We start from the raw sequence: 12,953 nt of genomic DNA, 5'->3' as shown, positions 1-12,953 counted from the left end.
CCAAATGGGCCGTCCTCCACAGGCCGTCCTCCACAGGCCGTCCTCCACAGGCCGTCCTCCACAGGCCGTCCCAAACGGGCCGTCCCAAACGGGCCGTCCCCAACGGGCGTACCATGGACGCAGATTCCTTCTGGAGGTTGCCATGTACAAGCACATACTCATCCCCATCGACGGATCCAGCCTGGCCAATTCCGGCCTGGAACAAGCCCTTGCGCTTGCGCGTGCGTTGGACGCCAGCGTCACGGTCCTGACCGTTTACAGCCCGTTCGAGATGCCCTCCATGGAATCCGTGCAGCTTGAAGGCATGCGCGGCATCTACGAAAACCAGGCGCGCGAGCTGGCCAGCTCGTATCTGTCCGAAGCCGCCGGCAAGGCCAGCACCGCCGGCGTGGCCTGCGTCACGGAAATGCGCGAGAGCGACTCGCCTTATCAGGTGATCGTCGACGTGGCCATGACGCGCAACTGCGACCTGATTGCCATGTCTTCGCACGGCCGTGGGGGCATGGCCGCGCTGCTGCTGGGCAGCCAGACGCAGAAGGTGCTGGCGCACACCACCCTGCCCGTCCTGGTGTATCGCTGACCTAAGCGGTGGCCGCGTAGGTCCCGGGAATGCCGGCGGCGGCCACGCCGCTGCGCAGGGTTTCCTGCGGCAATGATTCGGCCAGCAGTGGCCGTGCCGCAAGCAGGCGGGGCAGGTCAACGCCCGTGCGATACCCCATGCTTTCCAGCATGAACACCAGGTCTTCAGTGACGATGTTGCCCGACGCCCCCGGCGCAAACGGGCAACCGCCCAGCCCGCCCAGGCAGGAATCGAAGGCGCGGATGCCTTCGTCCAGCCCCGCCAGCGCATTCGCCAGACCCAATCCCATTGTGTCGTGCAGATGCAGCTTGGTCAGTCGCGCGCCCACGGCATCCTGCGCGGCACGCACCGCCTCGCGCACGCGCCCGGGATGCGCATAGCCCACGGTATCGGCCAGCGCGATTTCATCGGCGCCCACGCGCGCCACCGCGGCCGCGACCTCGGCCACCCGCCGCACCGGCACCTCGCCTTCCATCGAACACCCGAACGCGGTGGCGACGGCGGCGTCGATTCGCATCGGCCGCGCCTGCGAACGCACCCAGTCGACGATGGCGGCCAGCATGTCGACCTGCGCGTCGGTTCCCTTGCCCACATTGGCGCGGCTGTGCGTGTCGCTGACCGACACGGGAAACGCCAGCACGTGCGCACCGGCCTCGTAGGCGGCGATGGCACCCTTCAGATTGCACGCCAGCGCGCACACCGTCAGCCCGTCGATCTTCAGCACTTCGGGCAGGATGTCGCCCGTGTCCGCCATCTGCGGCACGAGTCGCGGCGACACGAAGCTGCCCACTTCGATCTCGCGCAGCCCGGCATCAGCCAGTTGCCGGATCCAGCGCAGCTTGTCGGCGCCCGGCATCATGCCCTTGGCCATCTGCAACCCGTCGCGCGGCCCGACCTCGCAAAGCCTGACTTCCTGGTTCATATACGTTCCCGTGTCTATTGCTGAATGACGATGCCGGCGCTCTTGATGGTCTGCTGCGCCTTGCCGATGTCCGACTGGATCAGCGCGGCGAACTGGGCACTGGATACGGGGTCGGTCTCGAGTCCCTGCGCCGCCAGCGCGTCCTTCACATCCTGGCGCGCCAGCAGCTTGTTGAAGTCGCTGTTCAGCCGCGTGACGATGGCGTCGGGCGTCTTGGCCGGGGCCAGCACGCCGTAGTAGGTCACCACGCTGAAGTCCTTGTATCCCAGCTCCGCCACGGTCGGCACGTCCGGCAAGGCCGGGTTGCGCTTGGGCGAGGTCACCGCCAGCGCGCGCACCTTGCCCGACTTGATCAGCGTGGCCGCCGACGAGATCGACGAGCCCGCGAACTGCAGATGCCCGCCCATCAGGTCGGCCAGCGCCGGCGCGGAACCCTTGTACGGCACGTGCTGCATCTTGAAGCCGGCTTCGTGCTGCAGCATTTCCATTGCGATGTGCACGCCCCCGCCGGTGCCCGACGTGCCGTACGAAATCTGGTTGGGCGCCTTCTTGGCCGCTTCGATCACCTGAGGCAGCGTCTTGTAGGGCGAGGCCTCCGCCACCAGCAGCACCATCGGCGTCGTGGCCACCAGCGCTACCGGCGTCAGATCCTTGACCGGGTCGTAGGCGACTTTCATCAGCAGCGGAATCAGCGTGACATTGTCGGACTGGCCGATCACCAGGTCATAGCCCTGCGCGGGCGAGCGCGCCGCTTCGGCCAAGCCCAGCGCGGTGCCGGCGCCGGGCTTGTTCTCGGGCACGACCGCCCAGCCGTTCAGCTCGTGCAGCTTGGTGCTCATCAGGCGGCCGATGTAGTCGGTGCCGCCGCCCGGCGTGGACGGGATGATGATGCGGATGGGCTTGTTCGGATAGTCCTGCGCAGTGGCGGTACATGCGACGGCCAGCGCAGCCAGCGCAACGAGTTTGCGGATCATGGGTGTCTCCTCTTTGATGGATGTCTTGGCGGTCTGACGCCGCCTCGACAGAAATCGGGCGCTAACGCCCTGGCGTCATGCAATCACTCCCGCCGTGCGCAAGGCGTCGATGCGCGCGGCATCCAGGCCCAGGCCTTGAAGAATGGCGTGCGTCTGCGCGCCTTGGGTGGGCGGATCGAACCGCTTGCCCGCCTTGCGGCCATCGAACTCGATGGGCAGCGCGGCGGCCGAGATCTCGCCGCCGTCCGGCAGCCGGGTCGGCAGCAGCGCGCCACCCGCGTTCAGATGCGCGTCATCAAGCAAATCGTGCGGTTGGCGGATCGGGCCATACGACAGATTGGCTTCCTCCAGCGCGGCGCACAGTTCGTCGGTTTTCCAGGTTTTCAGGATTTCACCGACGCCCGGCACCAGCCACGACCGTGCGGCCTCGCGGTCGATGGCGGTCGCCAGGCGCGGATCCGCGGCCCATTCGGGCGGCAGGAATTTCTGCGCGAAGTTGCGCCATTGCGCATCGCCCACCACTGCGACGAACACGCGGCCATCGGCGGTTTCGAAGACGTCGTACACGCCCCATGGCGGCTTGCGCTCGGCGCCCATCGGCTTGGGTGCCGTGCCCGTCAATTGGAACTGCGCGATGAACTGTGCAACCAGCAGCAGATTGTTTTCAAAGAGGCCGGACCGTACATGGCGCCCGCGGCCGGTGGCGTGGCGGTCGTGCAGCGCGGCCAACGCGCCCACCACGCCGAACGTGCCGCCCAGGATGTCGTTGACCGACGCCGCCACCCGCTGCGGCGTGTCCGCCCCGCCATTGATGTACGCCAGCCCGCCCATCATCTGCACCACCTCGTCCAGCGCGGTGCGGTGCTTGTAGGGACCGGACAGAAAGCCCTTGAGCGACACATAGATCAGCCCCGGGTTCTCAGCCGACAGCGATTCGTAATCGAGTCCGTACTGCGCCAGGCTGCCGTCGCGGAAGTTCTCCACGATCATGTCGGTCTGCAGCGCCAGCTTGCGCACCACCTCCTGGCCTTCCGGCGACTTCAGGTCGATCGCAAGACTCTGCTTATTGCGGTTGAAGACCGGAAAATAGCCGCTGCCGGATCCCTTCAAGCGCCGCGTGCGGTCGCCGTCGATCGGTTCGACCTTGATGACGTCCGCGCCCAGGTCCGCCAGCGACAGGCCGGCGGCCGGCCCCATGATCATGTGAGACAGTTCCAGGACCTTGATGCCGCGCAGCGGCAGTTCGGTGCTGTCCATGAAGGGTGAAGCCGGTGCTGCTGTCATCTGCGGTTCCTCTTGCCAGCCTGTTCGATGGGAGCGCGGCGTCAGCCTCGGAAACTTGTCCGCCGCGCCGGCATGTCTGCATCATCGCGGGCGGGCGGCACCGGCGGGTAGCGGTCTTTCAGCACGGGGGCATTCTCGTTTCGGAACGTCCGGGTTAGCCCTGAGGGCGTCAATCCCCCAGCACGCCCAGATGCGCAAGCAGCGCGCGCGCAGCCGGCGACAGCGCTTCCGGATCCCGCACCGCAATGCACAGCGGCGTGCTCGACCACGGCCCTTCCAGCGGAATGAAGCGAATGTCCAGGTGCGCCAGTCGCGGCTTCAGATAATGCGGCACCACCGCCACGCCCATTCCGCGCGACACCAGCAGACAAATGGTCTCGTGCGAACTGACACGCGCGCTGATGCGGCGCGTCATACCCGCCTCGCGCGCCGCCTGATCGAATACGCTGCTGATGCCGTTATCGCGGTTCAGCTCGATCTGCTCGAACGGCAGCAGCTGTGCATAACCGAGCGTCTCGCGGTCAGCCAGCAGATGCCGGCCCGGCACCACCGCCGCCAGTTCGCAATGGCCAAAGGGAAACACCTGCAGGCCTTCGTGTCCGAAGTCGGAACCGGCCGCCACGTCCGCCCGCCCTTCCAGCACGGCGCGAAACGCCGTCTGCGTGGTGTCCTCTTCCAGCGAGATATCGATTTGCGGATTCGCGCGCCGGAAGGACTGGATCTGCGCCGGCAGGTCGCCCGACAAGGCGGCAAAACTGACGGCCAGCCGGATATGCCCGCGCACCCCGGTTGCAAATCCCGCCATGTCGCGCTGCATGCGGTCCATATCCTCCAGCACGCGGCGCACGTGCGCGGCCAGCGCATCGCCGGCCGGCGTCGGCTGCACGCCCTTCACGCCGCGCTCGAGCAGCGGCACGCCAAACGCGTCTTCCATTTCCGACATGCGCTTGCTGACGGCCGACGGCACGATGTTCTCGCGGGCGGCGGCGCGCGCAAGGCTGCCTTCCTCCAGCGCGGCCAGGAACAGGCGCAGGGAAACGGGGTCGATGTCGCGGGACGGCGGGGCGGGCGGGCTGGGCTTCATGGCGCAAAGTGTCGTCCGTAGTCCCGCCGCGCAGGGATCGGGGTTTACCCGCCCGCCGGTCCAGTTCCTGTCGCGATTACCCGTCACCAGCGCGCGCCGCCAATATCCCCGCTGCCAAGGTGGTATAGTCTCGCCCGCTGCCGGCCCCTCGCGGGACGCGCATCGCCCGAGTGGTGAAATTGGTAGACACAAGGGACTTGAACAAATTTGAGCCCTCTGGAGGAAACTCCAAAGGTGAAGCCCGTCAAACTCGGCGAAGGCCCTGGACCCGTTCCGCGCTAACGCCGAGCCAAGCCCCGATGACATATCGGGGAAGGTGTAGAGAGCAGACGGCGGGCACCTAAGGCCGAAAGGGCTATGGTGAAGGCGTGCTCCAGACCACGAACAGCAAGCCTGTGCTGGCGGCGAAAGCCGAAGTGGTAAGAAAATCCCTCGGCCTCGCGGCCGTACCGGTTCGATTCCGGTCTCGGGCACCACCCCTCTGCATCACGATCCAAGGCAGGACGCCATTTCTGCGCCGCCTTCCTTGGCGTTCGCTGTGCCCGTCAGGGGCCGCAACGCCACGCGCCTCCCGAAACTGTTCATGATTGTTTCGCATGCCCACTGGCACCAATGCTCGGCAAGCGTTATGCGCGACTCTGTCTGATTTTTGTTGAGCCTTGGCTACCGCGATAACAGCCAAGCTAGACTTACCTCGCAGAATCGGTCACCTGCCACCCGACGGGTCCGAACAGGAGGGAACCCTATGCGCCTGAAAGAAATCCCCGGCGCCAAAAAGCGACGGCTGCTCGAGAAGCGCTGGCCGCGTGAACTCCTGTATAACGTGCCGCCTATATTCGCGGCCGGCATTGCGGCGATAAAGCTGTGGCATGAGCCAAAGCCTGATTACTTCCTTTTCGGTTGCGCCGCTCTTGCGTTCGTTTGGCTTATTGCCGCCCTCATGGTTCGCGTCAGCGTAGCTCGAGGGGAGGATACCAAAGACAGCCCCGCCGCCGTCCACGAAGGGCTGTATGCTGCGGTGTCCACCGTACACCATATGCTCGCCAAGCAATGCGCCACCCGAGAATGCGGGTCGGACTTGCGGACAACCTTTCATCGAGTCGTCCCACCTGTCAACGATCCGACTGAGATCGAGCAGATCATCAACTATGCAGGCGGAAGCGGCGAAGGGGTTGGCCGAACGTTTCCGGTGAACGCGGGCATCACCGGCAAAGCCATCCGCAATAAGACCCCATTTGATATGTCGAGCGAAACCGCGACGGACGAACAATTGAGAGATGAGCTCGTTGATGCCTGGGGGTACACTACGGCACAAGCTCGCAGACTCACGCCGGGGCGATATTCCGCATTAGCCATTCCTGTCCTGGACGCTTCTCGACAGCATGCAGTGGGCGTGATCTACTTCGATTCAAGTGACCGTGCATTGTTCGCCCGTGACGATGTAATGGAAATAGTTGGCGCCGGCTGCGAAGCCATCAGCGATTTCGTCACGAAAAGGTATTGACATGACAACTGCCACCCCGCGCTCACGTTGGACTTTCGTAAAAGAGGCAACGGTCATCTCGAAACCGGATGCCAAGATCACGGTACGACAGCTCACCCTCACGGACTCCGGTTTGCGCGCCATCACCAGCGGTAGCAGCGGCATAACACAAGGCGCCCGGGAAGAACCCGGACCTCCGGCACCGATCAAGAAGATGGTCGCCGCATAATGAAAAAAGGAAGCTCTCGAGCTTCCTTTTCAGCATCTGTCGCCCCGCGCCGCATGAGCGCCCTGCTCGCCACGCCTTCTCGCAGTCCCCTCACGCTGGACAAATCGCACGCCCACACGGCAAGCTTGGATACCCCGGAGGCGCCACCGTGCGCCTCCCCCGTCATTCCGGGAGCCCGTGCATGTGTTCGCACTACCAGACGCTCAAGGACGCCGAACTGCTGCTGCAGAAATTCGGCGTGCGCACCAGACCCGCCGCCATCGGCAAGTACGACATGTGGCCCCGCTACGAAGGGGTGTTCGTGCGGCGTCCGCCTGAGCATGACGCCGGCGACGATGCCGTTCCTGATCGTGAGGCCGCGGCGGGCCGCTGGGGACTGATCAGCGCCATGACGCGTTCAGGCGGCCTGGAACGGGCAGGCAAGCTGTCTACCTTCAATGCCCGCGCGGAGACCGCCGCGGGCTCGTACACGTTCGGCAACGCCTGGCGCCGCGCGCAGCACTGCATCATTCCCGCCGACGCGATCTTCGAGCCGGACTGGACGTCCGGCAAGGCCGTGGCCACCCGTTTCACCCGCGCCGACGGCAAGCCATTGGGCATCGCGGGCTTGTGGGACCGTTATCGCGATGCGGCGGGGCAATGGCAGGAGAGCTACACCATGCTCACCATCAACGCCGACCACGATCCCCTGTTCAGCCGCTATCACCAGCCCAACACGGAAAAGCGCATGGTGGTCATCCTGCCGGAAGGCGCCTATGGCGATTGGCTGACCGCATCGGCCGCCCACAGCCGCGAGATGCTGGTTCCGTTTCCGGCAGACATGCTGACGGCCACCCCGATGGCCCGACCTTTCCTCAGCGGTACCCAACAGGGTCCCGACGACCGAAACCTTCTGGTGCCGGACGACCTCCTGAACAGATAACCCGCTCGGCAGACCACAGAAAAAACCACTATTCTTCTGCCTCGCCTCATATTTCCCGCCCGCCCGGCGACCATCGCCGCACCATTCGTGCGCGTTGCCCGGGCCAGCGACCGAACCGATCTTGACCTCCCTCCCCGCCTCTCCCCCGTTCATCGTCCTGGACGCGTGCGTCCTCATGTCCGGCATCCTGCGCCGCCTGTTGCTGCGCCTGGCCGAGGCCGGCGTGTTCCAGCCCGTATGGACCGAACGCATCGGCGAGGAATGGCGCCGCAACGCCTGCCGCATCTGGGACATTCCGCCGGAGGTGATGGCGGAATTCTGGGCAGACATGAACGCGCGGTTTCCGGCGGCCATGGAATCGGACACGCAGGTCTATGAAGCGTCGCTGCGCTACAGCGACCCCAAGGATTTCCACGTGATTGCGGCCGGGTTGGCGCGGCGCGCGCGCTGCGGGCTGCCTCAGACGCCGACCGTGCAGGTGCTGACGTGGAACCTGAAGGATTTCAATCGATCCGAGCTGCGACGCCAGGGGCTGGACGTCTACAACCCGGACCGGATGCTGGTGCAGTGGTGGCACGCGGGGTCTGAAAACATGCAGGACGCGATTGCGCAGATTCCCGCCGACTACGTCGCGCTGGGCCGCGAGCCGGAGCCGCTGACTGCGACCCTGCATCGCGAACGGCTGTACGGTCTGAAGAACCTGGTGGCGCGTCAATAGACCGCTTGGCGATGAAAGCGGCGGCAATAAGCCGGCGGAAATAAGGCAGGCAATAAGAAGCCGCCAAGAAAAAAGGGGCCTGGCCGGCTTTCGCCGAACCAGACCCGGAGCCAACCGTTACCGTTACGTCAATCGACCTCGACGAAAGCCTCTTCGCGCTTCTTGCGCAGCGCGGGCATCGCAACCAGCACCAGCAGGATCGCGGCAAGCGCCAGCAGCGTGGCCGACAGCGGACGCGTGACAAAGGTGGAGAACTCGCCGCGCGACAGAAGGAGTGCCCGGCGGAAGTTCTCTTCCATCATGGGCCCCAGCACCAGGCCAAGCAGGAGCGGCGCGCCTTCGCAGCCAAGCTTGCTCCACACGTAGCCGATGATGCCGAAGATGGCGAACATGAAGATGTCGAAGGCGTTGTAGTTCAACGAATACACCCCGATCGTGCAGAAGACCAGGATCGCCGGGAACAGCATGCGGTAAGGGACGCGCAGCAGCTTCACCCAGATGCCGATCAGCGGCAGGTTCAGCACCACCAGCATCAGGTTGCCGATCCACATCGAGGCGATCAGGCCCCAGAACAGCTCGGGGTGGCTGGACATGACCTGCGGTCCCGGCTGGATATTGTGGATGGTCATCGCGCCCACCATCAGCGCCATCACCGCGTTGCCCGGGATGCCCAGCGTCAGCAGCGGAATGAAGGAGGTCTGCGCGCCCGCGTTGTTGGCGGATTCGGGACCGGCCAGCCCGGCGGGATGCCCCTTGCCGAAGCGCTGCGGCTCTTTCGAAAGCTTCTTTTCCAGCGTGTAGGACGCAAAGGCCGACAGCACGGAACCGCCACCCGGCAGGATGCCCAGCGCCGAACCCAGCGCCGTGCCGCGCACGATGGCGGGCGCGGCCTCGCGGAATTCCTGCCGGCTGGGATACAGCGAACCGACCTTGTCGGTGATCTCGACCCGGTTCTCCTTGAGCTCCAGGTTGCTCATGATTTCCGACAGACCGAAGACGCCCATGGCAACGATGGCAAAGTCGATGCCGTCCTGCAGTTCGGGGATGCTGAAGTCATAGCGCGCCACGCCCGAGTTCACGTCGGTGCCCACCATGCCCAGCAGCAGGCCGAGCAGGATCATGCAGATCGCCTTGGGCAGCGAGCCCGACGCCAGCACCACGGCGCCGATCAGGCCCAGCGCCATCAGCGAGAAGTATTCGGCCGGGCCGAACGCGAATGCCACTTCGGCCAGCGGCGGCGCGAAGGCGGCGATCAGCACGGTGGCGACGCTGCCCGCGAAGAACGAGCCGATGGCCGCCAGCGACAGTGCGGCGCCCGCCCGTCCGTTTCTCGCCATCTGGTGCCCGTCCAGCACGGTCACCACCGCCGAGGTTTCGCCCGGCAGGTTCACCAGGATGGCTGTCGTCGACCCGCCGTACTGCGTGCCGTAGTAGATGCCGGCCAGCATGATGAGGCCGGCGGTAGGCGGCAGCACGTAGGTGATGGGCAGCAGCATGGCGATGGTCGGCACGGGACCCAGCCCCGGCAGCACCCCGACCAGTGTGCCCAGCAGGCAGCCGATGAATGCGTAAGTCAGGTTTTCGGGGGTGAAGGCCACCGAAAAACCCAGCATCAGGTTTTGAAGCAATTCCATGTCCGGTACCTCAGTTGGTCAGCACGCTGGGCCACAGCGGAAAGATCAGGCCCAACCCGCGAATGAACGCGAGGTAGGAGAACGCCACGAGGAACAGGCCGTTGGCGACGGCAACCTTCCAGTTGAATTCGTGGCTGGCGACGCTGCTGATCAGGACAAGCAGGAACACCGAGAGGTACAGGCCGAGATAACGCAGGGAAAAGCCGTACAGGAACACGGACCCGACGACGAGAAAAAGAATGCGGAAGTCATAGCGGCCGATCGTCGTTTTCTCGGCGCGGGGGGACAAGGCGCTCATCAGCACCGTCGCGCCCATCAGCGCCAGCACGATGCCGAGCCAGAACGGAAAGTAACCGGGGCCCATGCGCGCCGCGCTGCCCATGGAATATTGGGTCGCCTGCAACGCAAAGCCTCCCCCCACCACGATGAACATGACGCCAGACCAGAAATCCTGTCTGTTTCTTATCAATCTGCTTTCTCCCTAATCCGTCGCGTCCCGGAAATCCTGACTTCAGACGCGCTCATTTCTCTTTCAACGCAGCCGCTTTGACGGGCGGCAACGACATGAACGCGGGATGGTAAATCGTGGAACGACATATCTCCTATGGGTATCAACCATGACTTTGTGGGGGATATCCCTAGACCGTGGAATGGACGCAATTCGGCATCCTGGCACCTGCCGGAAGGGTCACAAATCCGCGAAATTGGCTTAAATAGCCGATTTTTCAGGTGAGTTAGCCATTAGAGGAAAAGTTCCGTACAGAATGGATGCGAGCCTGCGTAGAAATATTAAGATGCATTTTTTGCAGGATCTGGAGCGGGGAATCCGTCACCGGCGAGGCCCTGCCGGGACTCGCACCTGATGCTCGCAACGCGGCGTCGATGTACACGCCGCCCATACAAAAACGCTCCGGCCGAAAGTTCGGCCGGAGCGACAGTTTTCTGACAGCAGATTGAAAGAATGGGGCCGCATCACGATGCCGCCCGAGCGGTCAATGATCGTGATTGCTGGCCGCAAACCCGGCCGCGTTCAGGATGTCGATCACTTCCTGGATGTGCTCGGGACCGCGCGTCTGCAACACGAAATCCACCTCGACATTGCGCACAGGCAGCGATGTGAACGCGCGTTGGTGGTGCACTTCCGTAATGTTGGCCTGCGCGTCGGCAATCAGTTTGGTGGCATGCGCCAGCGCCCCGGGCAGGTCACGCAGGTCGACGCGGATCCGCGCCAGCCGCCCGGCCCGCACCATGCCGCGCTCGATCAGCTCGCCCAGCATCAGCGGGTCGATGTTGCCGCCCGTCAGCACCAGCCCGATGCGCTTGCCCTTGTAGCGGTCGCTGCCCTCTTCCTGCGCGCGCAGCAAGGCGGCCAGGCCCGCGGCGCCTGCGCCTTCCACGACGGTCTTTTCGATTTCCAGCAGCACGACGATGGCGTGCTCGATGTCCGCTTCGCTGACCAGTTCGATGCGGTCGACCAGTCGTTGCACGACGGCCAGCGTCAGATCGCCGGGCGATTTGACGGCGATGCCCTCGGCGATGGTGTACTGCCCCGGCGGCATGGTGACGCCCTTGACGGCCGCGTACATGGCCGGAAAGCGCTCGGTCTGCACGCCCACGATCTCGATGCCGGGGTTCACGGCCTTGGCGGCGGTGGAGATGCCCGAGATCAGCCCGCCGCCGCCGATGGCGATGACCAGGGTGTCCAGCTTGGGCTGGTCTTCCAGCATTTCCAGGGCGACGGTCCCCTGCCCCGCCATGACGGCTTCGTCGTCGTAGGGGTGGATCATGATGAGGCCGCGTTCGCGAGCCAGCTCGTAGCCGCGCGCCTTGGCATCATCAAAGGTGTCGCCTGCCAGAACGACTTCAGCGCCGAAGCGCCGCGTGTTGGCGACCTTCACCGTCGGCGTGAAGCGCGGCATGACGATCACCGCCGGCACGCCCATGCGCTGCGCATGGTAGGCCACGCCTTGCGCGTGGTTGCCCGCCGACACCGCGATCACGCCCTTGGCGCGCTCCTCGTCCGACAGCGTGAGCATGCGGTTCAGCGCCCCGCGCTCCTTGAAGGATGCGGTGAACTGCAGGTTCTCGAATTTCAGCCAGATCTCGGCGCCGAAAATGTCAGACAGCGTGCGGGACAGGGTGAACGGGGTCTTCAGGACCTGGCCGCGCAGCTTTTCGCGGGCGGCCTGGATGGATGCGATATCGATCACGATGGAAATCCGGTTAACGCACAGGCAGGAAGTTGAACAGCAAAAGGCCCTGGGCGTAGTTGATGCCGATGCGCCGGGAGTTCTCGCCGAGCAGGTTGGCGATCAGGTCCAGCCGGCCGATGATGGCGCCGAACTCGCGCTCGAAGCTGAGATTCGTGGCGGTCGGGGAAATTTCGTTGGCCAGCAACAGCAATTCGCCCTGGTTGTTGCGGCGCGTGGCCAGCAGCCAAGCCGCGGCCTCGACGTTCCGTGCGGCATTGTAGACCCGCTGGCCGTCCAGGGCGTCTGTCGCGTACAGGCGCGTCTTGCCGTTGTGCGCGGCGATGATGGTGTCCGCAAGCCCGTAGATGAAGGCGCCGACCCGGTCGCCCGGATAATTGGGATCCAGGGCGACTGCCAGGATCTGGATGTCGCGCAGCCCGCTCAGATCTCGCGGCGGCACGCGGACTTCGATGGAATGCTTGACGCGGTTCACCGCCGTCGCCAGGTCCGGCGCACCGGTCTTGCGCCATTCCCGCGGATTGCGGCGGTACAGCTTGTCCAGCAACGAATACAGGCTGGTCAGGTTGTCGCGTACCTCGAGCGTGACCGTCCGGTTGAAGTCCGTCTGCGCGAACTGGTCCGCCGTCATGTCCTCGCCCTTGGGGCCACGCTGGCCCGCCCCGGGGGGCGACATGCAGCCGGTCAACAGCGCCGCCAACAGCGCTGCGGTGACTGCGGTTATCGGCCACGCCGTCATGCCTTGCTCATCCGTATGCCCCCTTCGATCAAGCGTGAAGCGCGCCATTGCACCCGGCGGCGCGTCTCTCGCGCAAGACTTTACAGGAAGGCGGACGAACTGGGGAGCAGCGACCCATCCCCCTCACGTTCAGCCGCGCCAGGCAAAAAAAACGGCGCCTCGGATGAGGCGCCG

13 protein-coding genes are annotated in these 12,953 nt (G+C 64.8%); 5 read left to right on the top strand and 8 right to left on the bottom strand.

The genetic code is table 11. The features are described 5' to 3' along the window. Positions 1-142 precede the first annotated feature (142 nt). Positions 143-580 carry a universal stress protein gene (locus AC6CIE_RS10355; protein ID WP_175123096.1) on the top strand — a complete coding sequence of 146 codons (438 nt, stop codon included), beginning with the start codon at positions 143-145 and terminating at the stop codon, positions 578-580. A 1-nt stretch (position 581) separates the two neighbouring features. Here the strand turns inward: AC6CIE_RS10355 and AC6CIE_RS10350 are convergent, their stop codons facing one another. The 4 genes from AC6CIE_RS10350 to AC6CIE_RS10335 all read right to left on the bottom strand — a co-directional run bounded on the left by AC6CIE_RS10350 (position 582) and on the right by AC6CIE_RS10335 (position 4,844). Further along, positions 582-1,502 (bottom strand): hydroxymethylglutaryl-CoA lyase, encoded by a 921-nt coding sequence (locus AC6CIE_RS10350; RefSeq protein WP_175123097.1) that lies wholly within the window; start codon positions 1,500-1,502, stop codon positions 582-584. Between the two features lie 14 nt (positions 1,503-1,516). Beyond that, positions 1,517-2,476: a Bug family tripartite tricarboxylate transporter substrate binding protein gene (locus AC6CIE_RS10345; protein ID WP_175123098.1), complete on the bottom strand. Its 960-nt coding sequence runs from the start codon at positions 2,474-2,476 to the stop codon at positions 1,517-1,519. 75 nt (positions 2,477-2,551) lie between these two features. Then, positions 2,552-3,760: a CaiB/BaiF CoA transferase family protein gene (locus AC6CIE_RS10340; RefSeq protein ID WP_175123099.1), complete on the bottom strand. Its 1,209-nt coding sequence runs from the start codon at positions 3,758-3,760 to the stop codon at positions 2,552-2,554. Positions 3,761-3,929: 169 nt separating this feature from the next. Continuing rightward, positions 3,930-4,844 (bottom strand): LysR family transcriptional regulator, encoded by a 915-nt coding sequence (locus tag AC6CIE_RS10335; protein ID WP_175123100.1) that lies wholly within the window; start codon positions 4,842-4,844, stop codon positions 3,930-3,932. A gap of 745 nt (positions 4,845-5,589) precedes the next feature. Here AC6CIE_RS10335 and AC6CIE_RS10330 point away from each other — a divergent pair. The 4 genes from AC6CIE_RS10330 to AC6CIE_RS10315 all read left to right on the top strand — a co-directional run bounded on the left by AC6CIE_RS10330 (position 5,590) and on the right by AC6CIE_RS10315 (position 8,196). Beyond that, positions 5,590-6,348 carry a GAF domain-containing protein gene (locus tag AC6CIE_RS10330; RefSeq protein ID WP_498092193.1) on the top strand — a complete coding sequence of 253 codons (759 nt, stop codon included), beginning with the start codon at positions 5,590-5,592 and terminating at the stop codon, positions 6,346-6,348. Position 6,349: 1 nt separating this feature from the next. Then, on the top strand, positions 6,350-6,556 hold the full coding sequence (locus tag AC6CIE_RS10325; RefSeq protein WP_286935996.1) for a sulfatase: 207 nt from the start codon (positions 6,350-6,352) through the stop codon (positions 6,554-6,556). A gap of 181 nt (positions 6,557-6,737) precedes the next feature. Further along, positions 6,738-7,478, top strand: coding sequence for an SOS response-associated peptidase (locus tag AC6CIE_RS10320; protein WP_175123102.1), 741 nt, complete (start codon positions 6,738-6,740; stop codon positions 7,476-7,478). Positions 7,479-7,653: 175 nt separating this feature from the next. Beyond that, positions 7,654-8,196 carry a PIN domain-containing protein gene (locus AC6CIE_RS10315; RefSeq protein WP_239216225.1) on the top strand — a complete coding sequence of 181 codons (543 nt, stop codon included), beginning with the start codon at positions 7,654-7,656 and terminating at the stop codon, positions 8,194-8,196. Between the two features lie 128 nt (positions 8,197-8,324). On the opposite strand, the gene AC6CIE_RS10310 is transcribed toward AC6CIE_RS10315, so the two are convergent. The 4 genes from AC6CIE_RS10310 to AC6CIE_RS10295 form a co-directional block, all read right to left on the bottom strand. Continuing rightward, on the bottom strand, positions 8,325-9,830 hold the full coding sequence (locus tag AC6CIE_RS10310; protein WP_175137244.1) for a tripartite tricarboxylate transporter permease: 1,506 nt from the start codon (positions 9,828-9,830) through the stop codon (positions 8,325-8,327). Between the two features lie 10 nt (positions 9,831-9,840). Beyond that, positions 9,841-10,263: a tripartite tricarboxylate transporter TctB family protein gene (locus AC6CIE_RS10305; protein ID WP_175184167.1), complete on the bottom strand. Its 423-nt coding sequence runs from the start codon at positions 10,261-10,263 to the stop codon at positions 9,841-9,843. Positions 10,264-10,822: 559 nt separating this feature from the next. Then, on the bottom strand, positions 10,823-12,040 hold the full coding sequence (locus AC6CIE_RS10300; protein ID WP_218344865.1) for a threonine ammonia-lyase: 1,218 nt from the start codon (positions 12,038-12,040) through the stop codon (positions 10,823-10,825). A 13-nt stretch (positions 12,041-12,053) separates the two neighbouring features. Further along, positions 12,054-12,779, bottom strand: coding sequence for a hypothetical protein (locus AC6CIE_RS10295; RefSeq protein ID WP_175123107.1), 726 nt, complete (start codon positions 12,777-12,779; stop codon positions 12,054-12,056). Positions 12,780-12,953: the final 174 nt, after the last annotated feature.

Source organism: Achromobacter sp. GQ309 (assembly GCF_059759315.1).
This window is presented reverse-complemented; position numbering and strand designations above follow the sequence as displayed.